This window comes from Kitasatospora phosalacinea (genome assembly GCF_000716545.1).
GTDB lineage: Bacteria > Actinomycetota > Actinomycetes > Streptomycetales > Streptomycetaceae > Kitasatospora > Kitasatospora phosalacinea.
Genome location: NZ_JNWZ01000004.1, coordinates 39811 through 63018, shown reverse-complemented (window position 1 = coordinate 63018; position 23208 = coordinate 39811). Strand labels below are relative to the sequence as shown.

At 71.3% G+C, this 23208-nt stretch carries 21 protein-coding genes; 15 read left to right on the top strand and 6 right to left on the bottom strand.

Annotated elements, in window-relative coordinates; translation table 11 throughout:
• Window positions 1–19: 19 nt before the first annotated feature.
• The 4 genes from msrB to OO48_RS03245 all read right to left on the bottom strand — a co-directional run bounded on the left by msrB (window position 20) and on the right by OO48_RS03245 (window position 3348).
• Window positions 20–424: a peptide-methionine (R)-S-oxide reductase MsrB gene (msrB, locus tag OO48_RS03260; protein ID WP_033212608.1), complete on the bottom strand. Its 405-nt coding sequence runs from the start codon at window positions 422–424 to the stop codon at window positions 20–22.
• Between the two features lie 27 nt (window positions 425–451).
• Window positions 452–1858, bottom strand: coding sequence for a UDP-N-acetylmuramate--L-alanine ligase (murC, locus tag OO48_RS03255; RefSeq protein WP_033212607.1), 1407 nt, complete (start codon window positions 1856–1858; stop codon window positions 452–454).
• A 98-nt stretch (window positions 1859–1956) separates the two neighbouring features.
• Window positions 1957–2421 carry an indole-3-glycerol phosphate synthase gene (locus tag OO48_RS03250; protein WP_106970234.1) on the bottom strand — a complete coding sequence of 155 codons (465 nt, stop codon included), beginning with the start codon at window positions 2419–2421 and terminating at the stop codon, window positions 1957–1959.
• A 141-nt stretch (window positions 2422–2562) separates the two neighbouring features.
• A complete protein-coding gene (locus OO48_RS03245) occupies window positions 2563–3348 on the bottom strand; it encodes a pyrimidine reductase family protein (RefSeq protein ID WP_033212605.1) in 786 nt (261 codons plus the stop codon).
• Here OO48_RS03245 and zapE point away from each other — a divergent pair.
• The 4 genes from zapE to OO48_RS03225 all read left to right on the top strand — a co-directional run bounded on the left by zapE (window position 3347) and on the right by OO48_RS03225 (window position 8631).
• Complete coding sequence (zapE, locus tag OO48_RS03240; protein WP_425338502.1) at window positions 3347–4474, top strand: cell division protein ZapE; 1128 nt, start codon at window positions 3347–3349, stop codon at window positions 4472–4474. The two genes, OO48_RS03245 and zapE, sit on opposite strands and share 2 nt — an antisense overlap.
• A gap of 38 nt (window positions 4475–4512) precedes the next feature.
• Complete coding sequence (gene uvrB, locus OO48_RS03235; RefSeq protein ID WP_033212603.1) at window positions 4513–6603, top strand: excinuclease ABC subunit UvrB; 2091 nt, start codon at window positions 4513–4515, stop codon at window positions 6601–6603.
• A gap of 213 nt (window positions 6604–6816) precedes the next feature.
• Window positions 6817–7401 (top strand): TerD family protein, encoded by a 585-nt coding sequence (locus OO48_RS03230; RefSeq protein ID WP_033212738.1) that lies wholly within the window; start codon window positions 6817–6819, stop codon window positions 7399–7401.
• 246 nt (window positions 7402–7647) lie between these two features.
• Window positions 7648–8631 (top strand): TerC family protein, encoded by a 984-nt coding sequence (locus OO48_RS03225; protein ID WP_033212601.1) that lies wholly within the window; start codon window positions 7648–7650, stop codon window positions 8629–8631.
• Window positions 8632–8684: 53 nt separating this feature from the next.
• On the opposite strand, the gene OO48_RS03220 is transcribed toward OO48_RS03225, so the two are convergent.
• Window positions 8685–9338: an MBL fold metallo-hydrolase gene (locus tag OO48_RS03220; protein ID WP_033212599.1), complete on the bottom strand. Its 654-nt coding sequence runs from the start codon at window positions 9336–9338 to the stop codon at window positions 8685–8687.
• A gap of 47 nt (window positions 9339–9385) precedes the next feature.
• On the bottom strand, window positions 9386–10165 hold the full coding sequence (locus OO48_RS03215; RefSeq protein ID WP_081951878.1) for a maleylpyruvate isomerase family mycothiol-dependent enzyme: 780 nt from the start codon (window positions 10163–10165) through the stop codon (window positions 9386–9388).
• Window positions 10166–10436: 271 nt separating this feature from the next.
• Between OO48_RS03215 and uvrA the strand changes: the two genes are divergently transcribed.
• The 11 genes from uvrA (at window position 10437) to OO48_RS03160 (ending at window position 23086) form a co-directional block, all read left to right on the top strand.
• Entirely contained in the window at window positions 10437–13313 is a 2877-nt protein-coding gene (gene uvrA, locus OO48_RS03210; protein WP_033212596.1) for an excinuclease ABC subunit UvrA, read from the top strand.
• A 123-nt stretch (window positions 13314–13436) separates the two neighbouring features.
• Window positions 13437–13853: a Rieske (2Fe-2S) protein gene (locus OO48_RS03205; RefSeq protein WP_033212594.1), complete on the top strand. Its 417-nt coding sequence runs from the start codon at window positions 13437–13439 to the stop codon at window positions 13851–13853.
• A 90-nt stretch (window positions 13854–13943) separates the two neighbouring features.
• On the top strand, window positions 13944–15947 hold the full coding sequence (gene uvrC, locus OO48_RS03200) for an excinuclease ABC subunit UvrC (RefSeq protein WP_033212592.1): 2004 nt from the start codon (window positions 13944–13946) through the stop codon (window positions 15945–15947).
• A 2-nt stretch (window positions 15948–15949) separates the two neighbouring features.
• Window positions 15950–16828: an RNase adapter RapZ gene (gene rapZ, locus OO48_RS03195; protein WP_051731673.1), complete on the top strand. Its 879-nt coding sequence runs from the start codon at window positions 15950–15952 to the stop codon at window positions 16826–16828.
• A 61-nt stretch (window positions 16829–16889) separates the two neighbouring features.
• The gene (locus OO48_RS03190; protein ID WP_209439422.1) at window positions 16890–17945 is read left to right on the top strand and encodes a gluconeogenesis factor YvcK family protein; all 1056 of its coding nucleotides are present in this window, start codon (window positions 16890–16892) and stop codon (window positions 17943–17945) included.
• On the top strand, window positions 17936–18916 hold the full coding sequence (gene whiA / locus OO48_RS03185; RefSeq protein ID WP_014138611.1) for a DNA-binding protein WhiA: 981 nt from the start codon (window positions 17936–17938) through the stop codon (window positions 18914–18916). The genes OO48_RS03190 and whiA overlap by 10 nt, the downstream gene beginning before the upstream one ends.
• Window positions 18917–19145: 229 nt before the next feature.
• Window positions 19146–20153 carry a type I glyceraldehyde-3-phosphate dehydrogenase gene (gene gap, locus OO48_RS03180; protein WP_030910405.1) on the top strand — a complete coding sequence of 336 codons (1008 nt, stop codon included), beginning with the start codon at window positions 19146–19148 and terminating at the stop codon, window positions 20151–20153.
• A 163-nt stretch (window positions 20154–20316) separates the two neighbouring features.
• A complete protein-coding gene (locus tag OO48_RS03175) occupies window positions 20317–21522 on the top strand; it encodes a phosphoglycerate kinase (protein ID WP_033212582.1) in 1206 nt (401 codons plus the stop codon).
• Window positions 21523–21529: 7 nt separating this feature from the next.
• The gene (gene tpiA / locus OO48_RS03170) at window positions 21530–22315 is read left to right on the top strand and encodes a triose-phosphate isomerase (protein WP_033212580.1); all 786 of its coding nucleotides are present in this window, start codon (window positions 21530–21532) and stop codon (window positions 22313–22315) included.
• A gap of 87 nt (window positions 22316–22402) precedes the next feature.
• A complete protein-coding gene (secG, locus tag OO48_RS03165; RefSeq protein ID WP_033212579.1) occupies window positions 22403–22636 on the top strand; it encodes a preprotein translocase subunit SecG in 234 nt (77 codons plus the stop codon).
• Between the two features lie 162 nt (window positions 22637–22798).
• On the top strand, window positions 22799–23086 hold the full coding sequence (locus OO48_RS03160; RefSeq protein WP_014138616.1) for an RNA polymerase-binding protein RbpA: 288 nt from the start codon (window positions 22799–22801) through the stop codon (window positions 23084–23086).
• Window positions 23087–23208: the final 122 nt, after the last annotated feature.

The following is a 23208-nucleotide window of genomic DNA, read 5'->3' as shown; positions in this document are numbered from 1 at the left end:
CTCGTGCCGCGGGCGGGCGCTACTCGGCGGGCTTCAGCGTCAGCGAGATCGAGTTGATGCAGTACCGCTGGTCGGTCGGGGTGTCGTACCCCTCGCCCTCGAAGACGTGCCCGAGGTGGCTGCCGCACTTCTTGCAGCGGACCTCGACCCGGCGCATGCCGAGGCTGGTGTCCTCCAGGTACTCCACGGAGTCACCGGCCAGCGGTGAGTAGTACGACGGCCACCCGCAGTGGCTGTCGAACTTCGTCTCGCTGCTGAACAGCTCGGCGCCGCACGCCCGGCAGGCGTAGACGCCGACCGTCCTGGTGTCGGTGTACTCGCCGACGAACGGCCGTTCGGTGCCGGCCTCGCGGAGCACGTGGTACTCCTCCGGGGTCAGCTCGGCGCGCCATTCGGCGTCGGACTTCTGGACCTCGTAGCTCACGGCGGATCTCCAGCTCGGACGGGGACGTCAGACAGCAGGTGCAACGTCCGCCAGGGCGGCCAGAATTTCCGGGCCCAGGTTGGTGACGTCGCCGGCACCCATGGTCAGCACCAGGTCGCCGGGGGCGGAGAGCGAGGCGAGCAGCGCCGGGGCGGCCGCGAAGTCGTGCTCGGCCCGGACGTCCGCGCCGGCCCGGCGGGCCGCGTCGATGATCAGCTCGGCGGTGACGCCCGGGATCGGGTCCTCGCGCGCCGGGTAGATGTCCAGCACCACCGAGGCGTCGGCCAGCGCCAGCGCCCGCCCCATCTCCTCGGCCAGCTGCTGGGTGCGGGAGAACAGGTGCGGCTGGAAGACCACCAGCACCCGGCCCGCGCCCGCCGCCTCCCGGATCGCCTCCAGGTCGGCGGCCATCTCGGTCGGGTGGTGCGCGTAGGAGTCGATCACCTGCACGCCGCGCGCCTCGCCCTTGAGCTGCAGCCGCCGCCGCACCCCGGTGTACGCGCCCAGCGCCTTCGCCAGCCCCTCCGCCGGGACGCCCAGCGCGACGCCCGCCGCCAGCGCCGCGACCGCGTTGTGCGCGTAGTGCCGCCCGGGCACCGAGACGGTGAACACCAGCCGCTCGCCGCCCAGCTCGACCGTCACCTCGCTGGTCATGCCGCGCGCCGCGACCTCCAGCACCCGCACGTCCGCGTCCTCGGCGGCGCCGACCGTCACCACGTTCAGCCCCTCCCGGCCCGCCACCCGGCGGGTCAGCTCGCGGGCGCCCCCGTGGTCGGCCGAGACCACCAGGGTGCCGCCGGGCTGGATGCGTCCGACGAAGGTCTCGAAGGACTCGTAGATCTCCTCGATCGACGCGTAGTTGGCGTGGTGGTCCAGCTCCACGTTCAGCACGATCGCCACCTCGGGCGCGTACTTGTGGAAGCTGCGGTCGCTCTCGTCCGCCTCCGCGACGAAGATCTCGCCCGCCCCGTGGTGGGCGTTCGACCCCGGCGCGTCCAGGTCGCCGCCGATCGCGTACGAGGGCTCCAGGCCCAGCTCGCCCAGGCTGACCGCCAGCATCGAGGTGGTCGTCGTCTTGCCGTGCGTGCCCGCCACCGCCAGCGCCCGGCGCCCGCCCATCAGCGCCGCCAGCGCGTCCGAGCGGTGCACCACCGGGACGCCGCGCTCGCGGGCGGCCGCCAGCTCCGGGTTGTCGGCGCGGATCGCGCTGGAGACCACCACGCTGCTGGTCCCGGCCGGCAGGTGCTCCGCGGCGTGCCCGACGAACACCGTCGCCCCCAGCTCGCGCAGTGCCCGCACGGTCTCCGACTCCTTCGCGTCGGAGCCCGAGACGGTCGCTCCGCGCACGGCGAGGATCTTCGCCAGGCCGGACATGCCGGCGCCGCCGATGCCGATGAAGTGCGGGGCGTGCAGGTCGTGGGCGGCGTCGTTCAAGGCTGGCTCCGTACGGGCGTGAGGAGGCGGGATCGTCCCGTAGCTCCGTAAGACGTTCACGGGTCTACGGGACGATTCTGCCCTAACCGGGAGGCCGGTCAGGATTCGCTGGCGAACAGCTTGAGCACCGGGACGCCCACCTCGTGCCGGGCGCGGGAGGCCCAGTCCCGGTGGAAGAACTCCTCGACGAAGTGCGGCGAGGTCAGCACCAGCACCTCGTCGGCCCTGTTCTCCTCCACCACCTCGCGCAGCCGCACCAGCGGGTGGGCCTCGACCACCTCGCCGACCGCCTCCGCCCCGGCCCGCTGGAGGTGGCGCAGGCTGTGTTCGAGGGATTCGCCCGCAAGGGTGGGCACGGCCTCCTCGCCGTCGTCGTGCTCGTGCACCGCCTTGTCCAGATGGCCGAGGGCCACGTCGTCCAGGGCGCGCAGCAACTCGTCCTGCTTGCCGCGGGGTTGCATCAGGACGACGAAGGACACCTGCTCCTCGCCGTGGAGCGTGGTGACCAGTTCCACGTCGGCGTCGGAGAGTGCCTTCTCGATCATCAGTACGGTCTTGAACACGTGAGTCCCTTCGCTGGTGCGGGCCCCCGGGTCCGGCTCCTGCTCCCCTCCTTCATAGTGCCCGGAGGAAGGATTCCTCACGCTGCACGCGCGCCACAGGGATCACATGATCCACATCGGTCAGGATGTGTCTCATCTGTCTCAGGTGAAGGCGGTCTCGCTCGGGGAGCGGTCCGGATCGGTCGGTCGCAGATAGCGGGTGAAGAGGAAACCTTTCTCCTCGATCAATGACACCAGCCGCATCGCCCGGACGTCCGGGATTCGCGGAGCGTTCACGATCCTCGGTGAATCACCGCCCGTCACCAGGGGCGCCACCGACAGGCACAACTCGTCCAGCAGGCCGTCCGCGGCGAGCTGACCGAGCAGGCGGGGCCCGCCCTCCGTGAGCTGCCGGCGCCAACCACGCTCCGTGAGCGCGGCCACCGCGCGGGGGAGGTCCACCGAGCCCGTTCCTGCGGTGATCACATCGGCCGCGGCGGCGACCCGGGCCAGCTTCGCGGCCGGCGCGTCGACCGTGGTGACCACCACGGTCGGCACCAGCGGCTCGGTGAACAGCGGCGCCGAGAGGTCCAGTTCCAGGCTCCGCGACACCACCGCGATCACCGGCGCGGGCAGTTGGCCGGCGGCCGCCCGCCGGGCCGCGAAGTCGGCTCGGACCCGGGCCGGCCGGTACCCCTCGGCCCGGACGGTCTCGGCCCCCACCAGCACCACGTCGCACAGCGCCCGCAGCACCCCGAAGATCCGCTTGTCCGCCTCGCCGGACAGCCCTTCCGAGAGGCCGTCCAGCCGGGCCGCGCCGTCCAGCGAGGCCACCATGTTCGCCCGCAGCCAGGCCCCCTCGCCGGGGTACGCGTACGCCTGCGCCAGCCACTCCGGGCTGCCGGGGTCGTGGGGGGAGCCGGGGGTGTCGCCGATCAGTCGCCTCATGGTTCCGAGTCTGGCAGGAGTCCCGGTGTGGCACGCCTCGCGCTCTGCGCCCCCCGGCGCGCGAGTACCCTGTTGTCTCGTGTCTGCTGCCTCGGAGTCCGATGTCCACACCGCGATAGCCCTGGCCGACCGGCGCCCGGTGGTGCCGGCCGAGCGGCTGGTGGCGGAGATGGTGCCGCCGCCGCGCTTCGCCGGAGTGAGCTTCGGCAGCTACCTGCCGGACTCCTCGCAGCCGAGCCAGTACGAGGCCGTCCAGATCCTGGAGTCCTTCGCCGCCGGGCTGAACGGCGCCGCCGAGCCGCCCAGGCGTGGCTGGTTCCGGCGCTCGGCGCCCGTGCCCGCCGGGCCTGCCGGGATCTACCTGGACGGCGGGTACGGCGTGGGCAAGACCCACCTGCTGGCCTCGCTCTGGCACGCCGTGCCCGGCCCCAAGGCGTTCGGGACGTTCGTCGAGCTGACCAACCTGGTGGGCGCGCTGACCTTCCAGGGCGCGGTGCGGACGCTCGGCTCGCACCGGCTGCTGTGCATCGACGAGTTCGAACTGGACGACCCGGGCGACACCGTGCTGGTCTCCACGCTGCTGGGCAAGCTGGTGGAGAACGGCGTCAAGCTGTGCGCGACCTCGAACACGCTGCCGGAGAAGCTCGGTGAGGGGCGGTTCGCCGCCGCCGACTTCATGCGGGAGATCCAGGGCCTGTCCGCGCACTTCCGCCCGGTCCGGATCGACGGCCAGGACTACCGCCACCGCGGCCTGCCCGACGCCCCGCCGCCGTACGCCGACGACGAGGTGACCGCCCGCGCGGCCCGCACCCCGGGCGCCTCGCTGGACGACTTCGACACCCTGCTGGAGCACCTGAAGGAGGTGCACCCCAGCCGGTACGGCGCGCTGCTGGACGAGGTCGGCGCGGTGTTCCTGCGCGGGGTGCGACAGGTGGACGACCAGGCGACCGCGCTGCGGCTGGTGGTGCTGGCCGACCGGATGTACGACCGGGAGCTGCCGCTCACCGCCTCGGGCGTGCCGTTCGACCGGGTGTTCACCGAGGAGATGCTGCGCGGCGGCTACCGCAAGAAGTACCTGCGGGCGGTCTCCCGCCTGGTCGCGCTGGCCCGGGACTCCGCCAAGTAGTCGTCGCGTTGTCGGTGCCCGGTCGTACCGTGGGGGGCGTGCGTCCCATCACGAGTATCGAGCGGTCCGTGGCGCCCTTCGAGGTCGTCAGCCCCTACCAGCCCAACGGCGACCAGCCGGCGGCCATCGCCGAGCTGGAGCGCCGCGTCCGCGCGGGTGAGAAGGACGTCGTCCTGCTCGGCGCGACCGGCACCGGAAAATCGGCCACCACGGCCTGGATGATCGAGAAGCTGCAGCGCCCCACCCTGGTGATGGCGCCGAACAAGACGCTGGCCGCCCAGCTGGCCAACGAGTTCCGCGAGCTGCTGCCGAACAACGCGGTCGAGTACTTCGTCTCGTACTACGACTACTACCAGCCCGAGGCGTACGTCCCCCAGACGGACACCTACATCGAGAAGGACTCCTCGATCAACGAGGAGGTCGAGCGGCTGCGCCACTCCGCCACCAACAGCCTGCTCACCCGGCGGGACGTGGTGGTGGTGGCCTCGGTCTCCTGCATCTACGGCCTCGGCACCCCGCAGGAGTACGTGGACCGGATGGTCCGGCTGAAGGTCGGCGAGGAGATCGACCGGGACGCCCTGCTGCGCCGCTTCGTCGACATCCAGTACACCCGCAACGACCTGGCGTTCACCCGCGGCACCTTCCGGGTCCGCGGCGACACGGTGGAGATCTTCCCGGTGTACGAGGAGCTCGCCGTCCGGATCGAGATGTTCGGCGACGAGATCGAGGCGCTGTACACGCTGCACCCGCTGACCGGCGAGGTGATCAGCCAGGACGACTCGGTCTACGTCTTCCCGGCCTCGCACTACGTGGCGGGCCCGGAGCGGATGGAGCGGGCCATCACCGGCATCGAGAAGGAGCTGGAGGAGACGCTGGCCCGGATGGAGAAGCAGGGCAAGCTGCTGGAGGCCCAGCGGCTGCGGATGCGCACCACGTACGACATCGAGATGCTCCGCCAGATCGGCACCTGCTCGGGCGTGGAGAACTACTCGATGCACTTCGACGGCCGCGAGCCCGGCTCCCCGCCGAACACCCTGCTCGACTACTTCCCGGAGGACTTCCTCCTGGTCATCGACGAGTCGCACGTCACCGTCCCGCAGATCGGCGCGATGTACGAGGGAGACGCCTCGCGCAAGCGCACGCTGGTCGAGCACGGCTTCCGGCTGCCCTCGGCGATGGACAACCGGCCGCTGAAGTGGGAGGAGTTCCAGGAGCGGATCGGCCAGACCGTCTACCTCTCGGCCACCCCCGGCAAGTACGAACTGGCCCGCGGCGACGGCCAGGTCGAGCAGATCATCCGCCCGACCGGCCTGATCGACCCCGAGGTGGTCGTCAAGCCCACCGAGGGCCAGATCGACGACCTGGTGCACGAGATCCGGCAGCGGGTGGAGAAGGACGAGCGGGTCCTGGTCACCACGCTCACCAAGAAGATGGCCGAGGACCTCACCGACTACTTCCTCGGCCTCGACATCCGGGTCCGCTACCTGCACAGCGACGTCGACACGCTGCGCCGGATCGAGCTGCTGCGCGAGCTGCGGGCCGGCGAGTACGACGTGCTGGTCGGCATCAACCTGCTCCGCGAGGGCCTCGACCTGCCCGAGGTCTCGCTGGTCGCGATCCTGGACGCGGACAAGGAGGGCTTCCTGCGCTCCGGCACCTCGCTGATCCAGACCATCGGCCGCGCGGCGCGGAACGTCTCCGGCCAGGTGCACATGTACGCCGACAAGATCACCCCGGCGATGGAGCTGGCGATCAGCGAGACCAACCGCCGGCGCGTGGTCCAGCAGGCGTACAACGAGGAGCACGGGATCGACCCGCAGCCGCTCCGGAAGAAGATCGGCGACCTGCTCTCCACCATGGCCGGGGAGGACGTCGACACCGAGGAGCTGCTGGCCACCGGCTACCGGCAGCAGGGCAAGGGCAAGGCGCCGGTCCCGGCGCTGGGCATCGACCGCAAGCCCGCCAAGAGCCTGCCCGCGGCCGAACTCGCCCAGCTGATCCAGGACATGACCGACCGGATGCACACCGCCGCGGCCGAGCTGCAGTTCGAGGTGGCGGCCCGGCTGCGCGACGAGGTCAAGGAGCTCAAGCGCGAACTGCGGCAGATGCGCGAGGCCGGAATGGCCTGATCCGGCGTCAGCCCGGCCCGCCGGGCGGGTAAATCCCCGTCCGGCGGGCGCCGGTGTGTCGTAGTTTGGCCACAGTCCACTCCTTCCCGGGGTGCGGCGGCGGAGCGTCGGCGTAGGGTGGGGCGCGGTCTGCCGGGGTTCGAACGCCCCGGGTACGGCCGGGTGTGCGACGAGGAGGCCGGGCGGGGCCCGGAGGAAGCAGAGGTCGGCAGCGTGTCCGTGAACCTGGCCAAGGGCCAGAGCGTCAGCCTGTTGAAGTCCACCGGCGAGACTCTGACCGTGGTCCGGATGGGCCTCGGTTGGAGGTCCGCCCCACGCAAGCGCGGCTTCTTCAGCCGCCGTCCCCGCGAGATCGACCTCGACGCGTCCGCCCTGCTGTACGACGGCAAGGTGATGAGCGACGTGGTGTTCTTCTCGCACCTGGTCAGCAACGAGGGTTCGGTGCAGCACACCGGCGACAACCTGGTCGGCGGGGCGGGGGCGGGCGGTGACGACGAGAGCATCCTGGTCGACCTGACCAAGGTGCCGCGCCGGGTCACCCAGATCGTCTTCACCGTGAGCTCGTACACCGGCCAGAACTTCATGGAGGTGCAGAACGCGCACTGCCGGCTGGTCGACGAGACCACCGGCAAGGAGCTGGCCCGCTACGAGCTGACCGGCGGCGGCCCGCACACCGGGCAGATCATGGCCAAGGTCGAGCGGGACGGCGAGAGCGGCTGGAGGATGACCGCGATCGGCGCCCCCGCGAGCGGCCGCACCTTCCGGGACATGCTGCCCTTCATCGAGCCGTTCCTCTGATCATCGCGATGGTCATTTGATCCTTCCCCGAAGGGGGATCCTTTACCTTCTTTACCTTCCCTTGGTCTTCCTGTTAACCTTCTGGGAGCGGAGGGGAGTATTCCCCGTTCAGTGACCCCGTCATCACGGGCGCCCATCGCGGCGCCCCGGGGCGCTGGCCGTGCGGTGCCCGCCGAGTCGCGGGCCGCGCGGCGGAAGAGACCTCCGGCAGTGACGATTGTTCGCCTATCTGCCGGAGGAGCAGACATGGACGTATCCGCAGCCCTGTGGGGCGGCACCATCGCGGTGCTGATCGCCCTGGTGGTGGCCGACTTCTTCATCGGCGGCCGCAAGCCGCACGAGGTCTCCGTCAAGGAGGCCGGCATCTGGACGGCGGTCTGGGTGGCCCTGGCCGTGCTGTTCGGAGGCTTCCTCTGGTGGTACGGCGGAGGGAGGCCGGCCGGCGAGTTCTTCGCGGGCTACATCACCGAGAAGTCGCTCAGCGTCGACAACCTGTTCGTGTTCATCCTGATCATGGGCAAGTTCGCGGTGCCGAGGATCTACCAGCAGCGCGTGCTGATGTTCGGCGTGATCATCGCCCTGGTGCTGCGGGCGGTCTTCATCGCCGGCGGCGCGGCGATGGTCTCCCAGTTCTCCTGGGTGTTCTACATCTTCGGCGCCTTCCTGGTCTGGACGGCCTGGAAGCTGATCAAGGAGGCCCGGTCCGACGAGGAGGAGGAGGAGTTCGAGGAGAACCGCCTGCTCAAGTCGATCGAGAAGCGCGTCCCGTCCACCGACCGGTACCACGGCACCAAGCTGCTGATCCGGGAGAACGGCCGCCGGCTGATGACCCCGATGCTGATCGTGATGCTGGCCATCGGCACCACCGACGTGCTGTTCGCGCTGGACTCCATCCCGGCCATCTTCGGCCTCACCCAGGACCCGTACATCGTCTTCACCGCCAACGCCTTCGCGCTGATGGGCCTGCGGCAGCTGTACTTCCTGATCGGCGGCCTGCTGAAGAAGCTGGTCCACCTCTCCTACGGCCTGTCGGTGATCCTCGGCTTCATCGGCGTCAAGCTGGTCCTGCACGCGCTGCACGAGAGCGGTGTGCACGTGCCGGAGATCAGCATCCCGGTGTCGCTGGCCTTCATCGTGCTGACCCTGGCGGTCACCACCGCCACCAGCCTGGTCGCCGCGAAGAAGCAGGCGGCCGGGGAGGCCGCCGAGCCGGAGAAGGTCGACGCCTGACCCGTGCGCCCGCGGGGCCCCGCCGGACTCGTCCGGCGGGGCCCCGCGCCCGTTCACCAGCCGCGCTCGCGCCACTCGGGCAGGTGCGGGCGCTCGGCGCCCAGGGTGGTGTCGTCGCCGTGGCCGGGGTAGACCCAGGTCTCGTCCGGGAGGACGTCGAAGAGCTTCTCGTTGACGTCCCGGAACAGGGAGTCGAACGCGGCCGGGTCGCCCCAGGTGTTGCCCACCCCGCCCGGGAACAGGCAGTCGCCGGTGAACAGGTGCGGGTGGCCCTGCGGGTCGTCGTAGAGCAGCACGATCGCGCCGGGGGTGTGGCCCACCAGGTGGCGCACGGTCAGCTCGATCTGCCCGAAGCGCAGCACCGAGCCGTCCTCCAGCGCCAGGTCGGTGGGCACGTCGATGCCCTCCGCGTCGATCCGCCCGGCCATGGTGCGGGCGCCGGTGACGGCCACCACCTCGGCCAGCGCGCCCCAGTGGTCGCGGTGCCGGTGGGTGGTGACCACCGCGGCCAGCCGGGGGCCGACCGTCTCCAGCAGCACGGGCGCGTCGGCCGCCGCGTCGATCAGCAACTGCTCGTCGGTGGCCCGGCAGCGCAGCAGGTAGGCGTTGTTGTCGTGCGGGCCGACCGCGACCTTGGTGATGATCAGGTGGGCCAGCTCCCGGACGTCCGGGGCCCCGCCGACCTTCACCGTTCCGTGGTACGTCATCACACCGCTCCTCGCTCGTGGCTCAAGGTCCCCGTCAACCGCCCCCATCATCCCATCGGGGGGAGCTCGGGCAGGGAGGTGCGCGGGTCGGCCAGGCCCTCGTCGCCGCGGTGGACCTGCAGGCCGTCCCCGTCCGCGCGGCCGGACAGCCAGCCGGTGAGCGCCCGCACCGGGCCCTCCGCGGTCAGTTCGAGCGGTTCGCCGCCGATCCGGGCCTCCAGCCCGGCGTCCTCGGCGACCAGCAGCACGCCGGGCAGCTCCTTCTCGGCGCCCAGGCGCTCGCCCAGGCGCCGGAACTCGGCGATCGCGAACGGCTCGGGCCAGTGCGCCGGGGTGTAGCCGGCGTTCAGGTCGACGTGGTGGTACTCCAGCTCGGCCAGCCGCTTCGCCGGGATCTGCCAGGCCGGGAAGACGTAGCCGGAGCGGTGGGTGATCGAGGCGGTCCAGTGCTCGGGGGCCAGCAGCGCGGCGGCGTCCAGGAAGCGCTGCTGGCTGGCCCGGACGTCGGCGACCTGCTCGGCCAGCGGGCGCCCGGCGCCGGCCTCGATGCCGGCGTCCCGGCTCTCCGGGGTGGGGTACTGCGGGACGTCCTCGCCGGTGCGGGCCCCGGTCAGCAGGTTGACCAGGGAGTCCGCGTTGCGGGCGATGTGGGTCAGCACGTGCCCGCGGGTCCAGCCGGGCAGGCCGGAGGGCTCGGCCACGTCGGCGGGCTCCAGCTCGGCCAGGGTGCGCAGCAGCAGTTCGGTGCTCTCCGCGGTGGCCCGCAGCTGCTCGGCGGCCGCGGCGGCCGCGGCGTCGGCGGTGGTGGCGGTGGTGGGGTCGCTCATCGGGGCGGTGCCTTTCGACGGTCGGTGGTGCGGGTCGAGGCGGTGCGGTGGCCGGTCCGGGCGTTGCCCGAGCCGGTTGTCAGTCGTTGACGCTACCGTCGAGCGAGGGTGCCCTTCACTCGTACGGGTGGACCCCGCTGGACGGCTCAGATTCGAACGAATGAGCCAGTACGCTGGCGGGCGCATCCTGGAAGAAGCACGCAGAACCACCCAGAACCACACTCCTCCTCCTTCGACCCCTCCTTCGACCCGGAGAAAGGCGCCAGTAGCAGTGGCAGACCGCCTCGTCGTCCGCGGTGCACGCGAGCACAACCTCAAGAACGTCTCGCTCGACCTGCCCCGGGATTCCCTCATCGTCTTCACGGGCCTCTCCGGGTCCGGCAAGTCCTCCCTCGCCTTCGACACGATCTTCGCCGAGGGCCAGCGGCGCTACGTCGAGTCGCTGTCCTCGTACGCCCGGCAGTTCCTCGGGCAGATGGACAAGCCGGACGTCGACTTCATCGAGGGCCTCTCCCCGGCCGTCTCGATCGACCAGAAGTCCACCAGCCGCAACCCCCGCTCCACCGTCGGCACCATCACCGAGGTGTACGACTACCTGCGCCTGCTGTTCGCCCGGATCGGCAAGCCGCACTGCCCGCACTGCGGCCGCCCGATCGCCCGGCAGTCGCCGCAGGCCATCGTCGACAAGGTGCTGGAGCTCCCCGAGGGCACCCGGTTCCAGGTGCTCAGCCCGGTCGTCCGGGAGCGCAAGGGCGAGTTCGTCGACCTCTTCGCCGACCTGCAGTCCAAGGGCTACGCCCGGGCCCGGGTGGACGGGCAGACCGTCCAGCTGACCGAGCCGCCGGTGCTGAAGAAGCAGGAGAAGCACACCGTCGAGGTGGTCATCGACCGCCTCACCGTCAAGGCGGGCGCCAAGCGCCGGCTCACCGACTCGGTGGAGACCGCGCTCAAGCTGGCCGGCGGCATGGTGGTGCTCGACTTCGTCGACCTGCCGGAGGACGACCCCGAGCGCGAGAAGATGTTCTCGGAGCACCTCTACTGCCCGTACGACGACGTCTCCTTCGAGGAGCTGGAGCCGCGCTCCTTCTCCTTCAACTCGCCGTTCGGCGCCTGCCCGGACTGCTCGGGCCTGGGCAACCGGATGGAGGTCGACCCGGAGCTGCTCGTCCCCGACGAGGAGAAGTCGCTCGACGAGGGCGCCATCCACCCCTGGTCGCAGGGCGCCACCAAGGAGTACTTCCAGCGCCTGGTCAACGCGCTGGCCGGCGAGCTCGGCTTCCGCACCGACATCCCGTGGGCCGGGCTGCCGGTGCGGGCGAAGAAGGCGCTGCTGTACGGCCACAAGACCCAGGTCGAGGTCCGCTACCGCAACCGGTACGGCCGCGAGCGCTCGTACACCACCGCCTTCGAGGGCGTCGTCCCGTTCGTCACCCGCCGGCACTCCGAGTCGGAGAGCGACGCCGGGCGCGAGCGCTTCGAGGGCTACATGCGCGAGGTGCCCTGCCCGACCTGCAAGGGCACCCGGCTCAAGCCGGTGGTGCTGGCCGTCACGGTGATGGACCGGTCGATCGCCGAGGTCTCCGCGATGTCGATCAGCGACTGCGCGGACTTCCTCGGCGCGCTGCGGCTGGACCGCCGCGACAAGCAGATCGCCGAGCGGGTGCTCAAGGAGGTGCTGGAGCGGCTGCGCTTCCTGGTCGACGTCGGCCTGGACTACCTCTCGCTGAACCGCGCCGCGGGGACGCTCTCCGGCGGCGAGGCCCAGCGCATCCGGCTCGCCACCCAGATCGGCTCCGGCCTGGTCGGCGTGCTGTACGTGCTGGACGAGCCGTCCATCGGCCTGCACCAGCGCGACAACCACCGGCTGATCGAGACCCTGGTCCGGCTGCGCGACATCGGCAACACGCTGATCGTCGTCGAGCACGACGAGGACACCATCAAGACCGCCGACTGGATCGTCGACATCGGTCCCGGCGCCGGCGAGCACGGCGGCAGGGTGGTGCACTCCGGCTCGCTGAAGGAGCTGCTGGCCAACGAGGAGTCGCTGACCGGCCAGTACCTCTCCGGCAAGCGCGCCATCCCGATCCCGGCGACCCGCCGCCCGCGCGACAAGAAGCGCCAGATCGTGGTGCACGGCGCCCGCGAGCACAACCTGAAGGACGTCACGGTCGCCTTCCCGCTCGGCACCTTCACCGCCGTCACGGGCGTCTCCGGCTCCGGCAAGTCCACGCTGGTCAACGACATCCTGTACACGCACCTGGCCCGCGAGCTGAACGGCGCCCGCAGCGTCCCCGGCCGGCACACCCGGATCACCGGCACCGACCTGGTCGACAAGGTGGTGCACGTCGACCAGTCGCCGATCGGCCGCACCCCGCGCTCCAACCCGGCCACCTACACCGGCGTCTTCGACCACGTGCGCAAGCTGTTCGCGGAGACCCAGGAGGCCAAGGTCCGCGGCTACCTGCCCGGCCGGTTCTCGTTCAACGTCAAGGGCGGCCGCTGCGAGAACTGCTCCGGCGACGGCACGATCAAGATCGAGATGAACTTCCTGCCGGACGTCTACGTCCCCTGCGAGGTCTGCCACGGCGACCGCTACAACCGGGAGACGCTGGAGGTCCACTACAAGGGCAAGTCCATCGCCGAGGTGCTGAACATGCCGATCGAGGAGGCGCTCGACTTCTTCGAGGCCGTCCCCGCGATCGCCCGGCACCTCAGGACGCTCAAGGAGGTCGGCCTCGGCTACGTCCGGCTCGGCCAGCCCGCCACCACCCTCTCCGGCGGCGAGGCCCAGCGCGTCAAGCTCTCCGCCGAGCTCCAGAAGCGCTCCACCGGGCGGACGGTCTACGTCCTGGACGAGCCCACCACCGGCCTGCACTTCGAGGACATCAGCAAGCTGATCAAGGTCCTGGAGGGCCTGGTCGACAAGGGCAACACCGTCATCGTCATCGAGCACAACCTCGACGTCATCAAGACCGCCGACTGGCTGGTCGACATGGGCCCCGAGGGCGGCTCCGGCGGCGGCGGCGTGGTCATCGAGGGCACCCCGGAGGAGGTCGCGGCCTCCACCGCCAGTCACACCGGCAAGTTCCTGCGGGACATCCTCCCGGGCGTCTCCGACGCGGCGCCCGCGAAGCGCAGGAAGAAGTAGGCGCCGGGAGGAGCAGCCGTCGCCGTGCGCGGCCGGGCCCGTCCGGGAGGGCATCCGCCTCCCGGGCGGGCCCGGCTCCGCGTGCTAGGTTGCTGGCGCCAATTCCCGCACCGAGGAGCCCCGATGACCGAGCCCACCGCTTCCCGCCGTACCGTGCTGTGCTGCGCGGCCGTCGCGCTCGCGGGGGCCACGGCCGCCGGCTGCTCCTCGTCCAAGCAGGACGACGGCAAGAGCACCTCCGCCGGCCCGGTCGACCTGGGCCCGGCCGCGGACGTGCCGGTCGGCGGCGGCAAGGTGTACAAGGAGCAGGCCGTGGTGGTGACGCAGCCCGCCGCGGGCGAGTACAAGGCGTTCAGCGCGAAGTGCACGCACGCCGGCTGCCTGGTCAACGGGGTGGTCAAGGAGCAGATCCAGTGCCTGTGCCACGGCAGCCGGTTCGGGATCTCCGACGGCGCGGTGCAGGACGGCCCGGCGCCCTCCCCCCTCCCCGCCTACCGGGTGGCGGTCCAGAACGGCAACCTCCAGGTCACCAAGGGCTGACGGGCCGGCACCCCGGCCGGGGCCGCGCAGGGGGTGTCCGACTGACGGCGCCCGCGCCGGAGTGTCACCGGCAGTCGGTACGGTAGGGGCATGGCAGACCCGTCCACCTACCGACCGGCGCCGGGGGCGATCCCGCTCTCGCCCGGGGTGTACAAGTTCCGCGACGCGCACGGCCGGGTCATCTACGTGGGCAAGGCCAAGAGCCTGCGCCAGCGCCTCTCCTCGTACTTCCAGGACGTGGCGAACCTGCACCCGCGCACCGCGACGATGGTCACCACCGCGGCCTCCGTGGAGTGGACGGTGGTGGCCACCGAGGTCGAGGCGCTGCAGCTGGAGTACTCCTGGATCAAGGAGTTCGACCCGCGGTTCAACGTCAAGTACCGGGACGACAAGAGCTACCCGGAGCTGGCGGTCACGCTGAACGAGGAGTACCCCAGGGTCCAGGTGATGCGCGGGGCGCACAAGAAGGGCGTGCGCTACTTCGGCCCGTACGGACACGCCTGGGCGATCCGCGAGACGGTCGACCTGCTGCTGCGGGTCTTCCCGGTGCGGACGTGCTCCAACGGCGTCTTCAAGCGCGCCCGGCAGGTCGGCCGCCCCTGCCTGCTCGGGTACATCGGCAAGTGCGCGGCGCCCTGCGTGGGCAAGGTCAGCGCCGAGGAGCACCGCGAACTCGCCGAGGAGTTCTGCGACTTCATGGCCGGCCGGACGGGCGGCCACCTGCGCCGACTGGAAGAGCAGATGCAGCAGGCCGCCGCCGAGATGGAGTACGAGAAGGCGGCCCGGCTGCGCGACGACCTGGGCGCCCTGAAGCGCGCGATGGAGAAGAACGCGGTCGTCCTCGGCGACGGCACCGACGCCGACCTGCTGGCCCTGGCCGAGGACGAACTCGAGGCCGCCGTGCAGATCTTCCACGTCCGCGGCGGCCGGGTGCGCGGCCAGCGCGGCTGGGTCACCGACAAGGTCGAGGACGTGGACACCGCCGGCCTGGTCGAGCACGCCCTGCAGCAGCTCTACGGCGAGGGCAACGAGCAGGTCCCGCGCGAGGTGCTCGTCCCCGCGCTGCCCGACGAGGCCGTCCACGAGTGGCTGTCCGGCCTGCGCGGCGCCCAGGTCGACCTGCGGGTCCCGCAGCGCGGCGACAAGAAGGCCCTGATGGAGACCGTCCAGCGCAACGCCCAGCAGGCGCTCGCGCTGCACAAGACCAAGCGCGCCTCCGACCTGACCACCCGCAGCCGCGCCCTCCAGGAGATCGCCGACGCCCTGGAGCTGGACTCGGTGCCGCTGCGCATCGAGTGCTTCGACGTCTCGCACCTCCAGGGCGAGGACGTGGTCGCCTCCATGGTGGTCTTCGAGGACGGCCTGGCCCGCAAGAGCGAGTACCGCCGCTTCCAGATCAAGACCTTCGAGGGCCAGGACGACGTCCGCTCGATGCACGAGGTGGTCACCCGTCGCTTCCGCCGCTACCTCCAGGAGCGCGAGCGGACGGGCGAGTGGGCGGTCCCCGAGGAGTCGACGGACGACAACGGCTCGCCGCTCGACGAGAACGGCCGCCCCAGGCGCTTCGCCTACCCGCCGCAGCTGCTGGTGGTCGACGGCGGGCAGCCGCAGGTCGCCGCCGCCGTCCGGGCGCTGGCCGAACTGGGCATCGACGACGTCGCGGTGTGCGGGCTGGCCAAGCGGCTGGAGGAGGTCTGGCTGCCCGGCCAGGACGACCCGGTGGTGCTGCCGCGCTCCAGCGAGGGCCTCTACCTGCTGCAGCGGGTGCGCGACGAGGCGCACCGCTTCGCCATCGGCTACCAGCGCGCCAAGCGCGCCAAACGGCTCACGGCGGGGGAACTGGACTCCGTCCCCGGGCTGGGCGAGACTCGCCGCCGGGCGCTGCTCAAGCACTTCGGCTCGCTGAAGAGGCTGCGGGCGGCGACCGTCGACGAAATCTGCGAGGTCCCCGGAGTCGGGCGCCGGACGGCCGAGACTGTTGTCGCGGCCTTGGCCTCCCGTACACCCGCCGCATTCGCGGTCAACACCGCGACGGGCGAGATCATCGAAGACAGCACGGCCACAGCAGTACCGAGAAGCGGGGAAGAGACGTGACAGTGTCCAACGGGGGAGAGACCACCCCCGAGCTGGTGATCATCTCCGGCATGTCCGGGGCGGGCCGCTCCACCGCCGCCAAGTGCCTGGAGGACCTCGGCTGGTTCGTGGTCGACAACCTGCCGCCCGCCCTGATCCCCACCATGGTCGACCTGGGAGCCCGCTCGCAGGGCGCGGTGCCGCGGATCGGCGTCGTGGTCGACGTGCGCGGCCGCACCTTCTTCGACGAGCTGCTGACCTCGCTGGAGGAGCTGGAGAAGCGCGGTGTCCGGCTCCGGGTGCTCTTCCTGGAGTCCTCCGACGACTCCCTGGTCCGCCGCTTCGAGTCGGTCCGCCGCCCGCACCCGCTCCAGGCCGACGGCCGGATCGTCGACGGCATCGCCCGGGAGCGCGAGCTGCTGCGCGAGCTGCGCGGCGAGGCCGACCTGGTGCTCGACACCTCCAACCTCAACGTGCACCAGCTGCGCGCCAAGATGGACGCCCAGTTCGCCGGCCAGGACGAGCCCGAACTGCGCGCCACCGTGATGTCCTTCGGCTTCAAGTACGGCCTGCCGGTCGACGCCGACCTGGTGGTCGACTGCCGCTTCCTGCCCAACCCGCACTGGGTGCCCGAGCTGCGCGCCCGCACCGGCACCGACCCGGAGGTCGCCGAGTACGTCTTCCAGCAGCCCGGCGCGCAGCAGTTCGTGGACGGCTACACCGACCTGCTGCGGATCATCACCGAGGGCTACCGGAGGGAAGGGAAGCGTTACATGACGCTTGCCGTAGGCTGCACCGGAGGCAAGCACCGCAGCGTGGCGATGTCCGAGCAGCTGACGAAGCGTCTGATCGCGGACGGGGTCGAGACGGTGCTGGTCCACCGGGACATGGGCCGGGAGTAGCGGCCGGGAACCACCCGTACCGCCGCCCCGGCCGAGCACGAGACAGGAACACGGTGTCGGCGTGACGGGATACGTGCCAGCGCGGCAGCAACTCCGGACCAGACCCGCCGAGCGGGCCGCCAGCCCGCGCCCCGGCGTGCCCAAGATCGCCGCCCTGGGCGGCGGTCAGGGCCTGTCCGCGTCGCTGTCCGCGCTGCGCCGGCTCACCACCGAGCTGACCGCCGTGGTCACCGTCGCCGACGACGGCGGCTCCAGCGGCCGGCTCCGCGCCGAGCTGGGCGTGCTGCCGCCCGGCGACCTGCGCAAGGCGCTGGCCGCGCTGTGCGGCGACGACGACTGGGGCCGCACCTGGTCCGAGGTGATCCAGCAGCGCTTCGCCGGCACCGGCGAGCTCGGCGGCCACGCGGTGGGCAACCTGCTGATCGTGGCGCTGTGGGAGAAGCTCGGCGACCCGGTGGAGGCGTTGAACTGGGTCGGCCGGCTGCTGAACGTCCAGGGCCGGGTGCTGCCGATGTCCGCCGTCCCGCTGGACATCGAGGCCCAGGTGCGCGGCCACGACCCGCTGCGCCCCGGCGAGGTGTCCGCGGTGCGCGGCCAGGCCGCGGTGGCGATCACGCCCGGCACCGTGCAGTCGATCCGGCTGCTCCCGGACGAGCCGCCGGCCGTCCCGGAGGCCGTGCAGGCCGTCCTGGAGGCGGACTGGGTGGTGCTCGGCCCCGGCTCCTGGTTCACCAGCGTGCTGCCGCACCTGCTCGTCCCCGAGCTGGCCAAGGCGCTCACCGAGACCCGGGCCCGCCGCCTGCTCACCCTCAACCTGGCCCCGCAGCCCGGCGAGACCGAGGGCTTCACCCCGCAGCGCCACCTGGAGGTGATAGCCGACCACGCCCCCGGCCTGGCGGTGGATGCGATCCTGGTGGACGAGCGGGCGGTCAGCGGCGGCGCCTTCGGGGTCGCCGACCTGGCCGGCCTGGAACAGGCCGCCGCGCGGATGGGCGCCGCCCTGGTGCTCGACTCGGTGGCCCGCGCGGACGGGACGCCGCGACACGACGCGGAGCTCTTGGCCGCCGCGTACGACCGGATTTTCCGGACTCATGGAAGGATCGGCCCATGGCGATGACGGCAGCGGTGAAAGACGAGATCTCCCGGCTTCCCGTCACCCGTGCCTGCTGCCGCAAGGCGGAGGTCTCGGCGATCCTGCGTTTTGCGGGCGGACTGCACATTGTGAGCGGCCGCATCGTGATCGAGGCGGAGCTGGACACCGGCATTGCGGCACGGCGGCTGCGCAAGGACCTCCTGGAGATCTTCGGACACTCCTCGGATCTGGTGGTGATGGCCCCCGGCGGGCTGCGACGCGGCAGCCGGTACGTGGTGCGGGTGGTGAAGGACGGCGAGCTGCTGGCCCGGCAGACCGGGCTGGTGGACGGACGCGGACGGCCGATCCGGGGCCTGCCCCCGGCGGTGGTGTCCGGGGCGACCTGCGACGCGGAGGCGGCCTGGCGCGGTGCCTTCCTCGCGCACGGCTCGCTGACCGAGCCCGGGCGCTCCTCCTCCCTGGAGATCACCTGCCCCGGCTCCGAGGCGGCGCTCGCCCTGGTCGGCGCGGCCCGCCGGCTCGGCATCCCGGCCAAGGCCCGCGAGGTGCGCGGCGTCGACCGGGTGGTGATCCGCGACGGCGACGCGATCGGCGCGCTGCTCACCCGCCTCGGCGCGCACGAGTCGGTGCTCGCCTGGGAGGAGCGCCGGATGCGCCGCGAGGTGCGGGCCACCGCCAACCGGCTGGCCAACTTCGACGACGCCAACCTGCGCCGCTCGGCCCGCGCCGCGGTCGCCGCCGGTGCCCGGGTGCAGCGCGCCCTGGAGATCCTCGGCGAGGAGGTGCCCGAGCACCTGGCCGCGGCCGGCGCGCTGCGCATGCAGCACAAGCAGGCCTCGCTGGAGGAGCTGGGCGCACTCGCCGACCCGCCGCTGACCAAGGACGCGGTGGCCGGGCGGATCCGCCGGCTGCTGGCGATGGCGGACAAGCGGGCGGCCGAACTCGGCCTGCCGAACACCGAGGCCAACCTGACCGAGGAGATGGCCCTGAACTGACGGCCGGTCAACCGTCCGCCGACGCACCGGAGGGGCGTGCGGAGCAGGTCGCGGCAGCCGCCGCGCCCGCCCCGCGCGCCCCTCCGGCGCACCCGGGCCGACCCGTCCCAACCGGTGAGGCGATGTGCCTTGCGACACTTGGGGGAGGTAGGGTCAGCAGTGGTCGGGGACAACCCAAATTTCACCCCCGTCGGGCTCCGGCCCGGCGTACCTAAGAGGAGATCGGTTCGTGACGATCCGGGTAGGCATCAACGGGTTCGGCCGCATCGGCCGCAACTTCTTCCGTGCGGTCAAGTCCCAGGGCGCTGACATCGAGATCGTCGGTGTCAACGACCTGACCGACACCAAGACGCTGGCTCACCTGCTCAAGTACGACACCACTCTCGGTACCTTCCCCGGCGAGGTCTCGCACACCGAGGACAGCATCACCGCCGACGGTCACACCTTCAAGGTCACCGCCGAGCGCGACCCCGCCAACCTTCCCTGGGCCGAGCTGGGCGCCGACATCGTCGTCGAGTCCACCGGCATCTTCACCAAGGCCGATGCTGCGAAGAAGCACATCACCGCCGGTGCCAAGAAGGTCATCATCTCGGCGCCCGCCAGCGACGAGGACATCACCATCGTCCTGGGCGTCAACGAGGACAAGTACGACGCGGCGGCGCACGACATCATCTCGAACGCCTCCTGCACCACCAACTGCGTGGCGCCGATGGCGAAGGTCCTGCACGAGAACTTCGGCATCGTCAAGGGCCTGATGACCACCGTGCACGCCTTCACCAACGACCAGGTCACCCTGGACTTCCCGCACAAGGACCTGCGTCGCGCCCGCGCCGCCTCGCAGAACATCATCCCGACCTCGACCGGTGCCGCCAAGGCCACCGCCCTGGTCCTGCCGGAGCTCAAGGGCAAGCTGGACGGCACCTCGCTGCGCGTCCCGGTCCCGACCGGCTCCATCACCGACCTGGTGGTCACCCTCGAGCGCGAGGTCACCAAGGACGAGGTCAACGCCGCCTTCCAGAAGGCCGCGCAGGAGGGCCCGCTCAAGGGCTACCTGGCGTACACCGAGGACCCGATCGTCTCCTCGGACATCGTGAACGACCCGCACTCCTGCATCTTCGACTCGCAGCTGACGATGGTCCAGGGCAACCAGGTCAAGGTGCTCGGCTGGTACGACAACGAGTTCGGCTACTCCAACCGCCTCGTCAACCTGGTCTCCCTCGTCGGCGACCAGCTCTGACCCCAGCGGTAGCTGACGTGACGTAAGGGGCAGGGCCCGGACGGCTGTCACCGCCGACCGGGCCCTGCCCGCTGCGCCCGCCCCCTCGTCCGTCCTACTCCCGATACCGGTGGCCCGCCGTCGTGTCGCCGTCTGCCGTTTTCATCCCTTGAGGAGCAAGACCGTGAAGACGATCGAAGACCTGGAGGTCTCCGGCAAGCGGGTGTTCGTCCGCGCCGACCTCAACGTGCCGCTGTCCGGTGACACCATCACCGACGACGGCCGGATCCGCGCCGTCGCGCCGACCATCGCCAAGCTCGTCGAGCGCGGCGCGCGCGTGGTCGTCGCCTCCCACCTGGGCCGCCCCAAGGGCGAGCCGGACCCGAAGTTCTCCCTCGCGCCGGTGGCCGTCCGCCTCGGCGAGATCCTCGGCCGCCCGGTGGCGTTCGCCACCGACACCGTCGGGGACAGCGCGAAGGCCACCGTCGCCGGACTCGGCGACGGCGAGGTCACGCTGCTGGAGAACCTGCGCTTCAACGCCGGCGAGACCTCCAAGGACGACGCCGAGCGCGGCGCGTTCGCCGACGAGCTGGCCGCCCTCGCGGACCTGTACGTCGGTGACGGCTTCGGCGCGGTGCACCGCAAGCACGCCTCCGTCTACGACCTCCCGGCCCGGCTGCCGCACGCGGTCGGCGACCTGATCGCCACCGAGGTGGGCGTCCTCAAGCGCCTCACCGAGGACCTGGCCCGCCCGTACGTGGTGGTGCTCGGCGGCTCGAAGGTCTCCGACAAGGTCGGCGTGATCGAGAACCTGCTCGGCAAGGCCGACCGGATCCTGATCGGCGGCGGCATGATGTACACCTTCATCGCGGCCCAGGGCCACGGCGTGGGCGCCTCGCTGCTCCAGGAGGACCAGATCCCGGTCGTCCAGGACTACCTGAAGCGCGGCGCCGAGCAGGGCGTCGAGTTCGTGATCCCGCTGGACACCGCGGTCTCCGGCAGCTTCCCGGACGTCAAGACCGGCGCCCCGGTGGACGACTTCGCGGTCGTCGACGTGGACGCGATCCCGGACGGCGCGATCGGCCTGGACATCGGCCCGAAGACCGCGCAGCTGTTCGCGGAGAAGATCGCCGACGCGAGGACCGTGTTCTGGAACGGCCCGATGGGCGTCTTCGAGCACCCGGCGTTCGCCGACGGCACCCGGGCGGTCGCCCAGGCGCTGCTCGACTCCGACGCGTTCACCGTGGTCGGCGGCGGCGACTCGGCGGCGGCGGTGCGCACCCTGGGCTTCGACGAGACGAAGTTCGGACACATCTCGACCGGCGGTGGCGCGAGCCTCGAGTACCTGGAGGGCAAGACCCTTCCCGGTCTCGCCGCCCTGGAGGACTGAGAAAGACATGACTGAGCGTCTCCCGCTGATGGCGGGCAACTGGAAGATGAACCTCGACCACCTCGAGGCCATCCAGCACACCCAGAAGCTGGCGTTCTCGCTGGCCGACAAGGACTACGAGGCCGTCGAGGTCGCCGTCCTGGTCCCGTTCACCGACCTGCGCTCGGTGCAGACCCTGGTCGACGGCGACAAGCTGAAGCTCAAGTACGGCTCGCAGGACATCTCCCAGCACGACGGCGGCGCCTACACCGGCGAGGTGTCCGGCCCGATGCTGGCGAAGCTGAAGGTCTCCTACGCGGTGATCGGCCACTCCGAGCGCCGCCAGTACCACGGCGAGAACGAGGAGATCGTCAACGCCAAGGTGAAGGCCGCCTACCGCAACGGGATCACCCCGATCCTGTGCATCGGCGAGCCGCTGGAGATCCGCAAGGCCGGCACCCACGTCGAGCACACCCTCGCCCAGCTCGACGGCGCCCTCGACGGCGTCCCGGCCTCGGACGCCGAGAGCATCGTCGTCGCGTACGAGCCGGTCTGGGCGATCGGCACCGGCGAGGTCGCCACCCCCGAGGACGCGCAGGAGGTCTGCGGCGCGATCCGGGGCCGCCTCGCCGAGCTGTACGGTGCCGAGCTGGCCGACAAGGTCCGCGTGCTGTACGGCGGTTCGGTGAAGTCCTCGTCGGCGGCCGGTCTGATGGCCAAGCCCGACGTCGACGGCGGCCTGATCGGCGGTGCCTCGCTGGACGCCGACGAGTTCGTCAAGATCGTGCGCTACCGTGAGCAGGCAGTAGGCTAACGCCCCTGCGGCAACGTAGGCTTTGGGGCCGGACCGCGTGGAGCGGGCCCGGCCCCTTCGCCGAAGATTCGAGAGAGTTGGTCCGTCGTGGTTCTCGGGTTCGAGATTGCTCTGATTTTCTTCAGCCTGATGCTGATCCTGATGGTGCTGCTGCACAAGGGCAAGGGCGGCGGCCTGTCCGACATGTTCGGTGGCGGCGCGGCCTCCACGGGTGGCGGCTCCGCGGTGGCCGAGCGCAACCTCGACCGGATCACGGTGATCCTGGGCATCGCATGGTTCGCGTGCATCGTGGTCCTCGGGCTGCTGCTCAAGAACAACTGAGACGAAGTCGGCGGGCGATGGTGGCGATGGCTTAACTCCCGCTTACACTAGGACGACTTCGCCACCGTCCGCCCAGCCGCGGCCGGACGGCACCAGCACGCAGGGAGTCAGACCGTGGCAAGTGGCAACGCGATCCGAGGCAGCAGAGTCGGCGCCGGCCCGATGGGCGAAGCGGAGCGCGGCGAGTCCGCCCCGCGCAACCGCATCTCCTTCTGGTGCGCCAACAAGCACGAGACGCGCCCGAGTTTCGCCGCCGAGGCGGCCATCCCCGACACCTGGGACTGCCCGCGCTGCGGCTTCCCGGCCGGCCAGGACGAGCACAACCCGCCCGCCCCGGCCCGCAACGAGCCCTACAAGACCCACCTCGCCTACGTCCGCGAGCGCCGCACCGACGCCGACGGCGAGGCGATCCTCGCCGAGGCGCTGGCCAAGCTGCGCGGCGAGATCTGAGCAGAGCGACCCGCGAAGGGCGCCACCGGTCACCGGTGGCGCCCTTCGCGTTCGCCGTTCGCCGCCTCCCGGCCGGCAACGGGAGAGGCCCGGCCCCCGGTGGGGGGCCGGGCCTTCCGCGT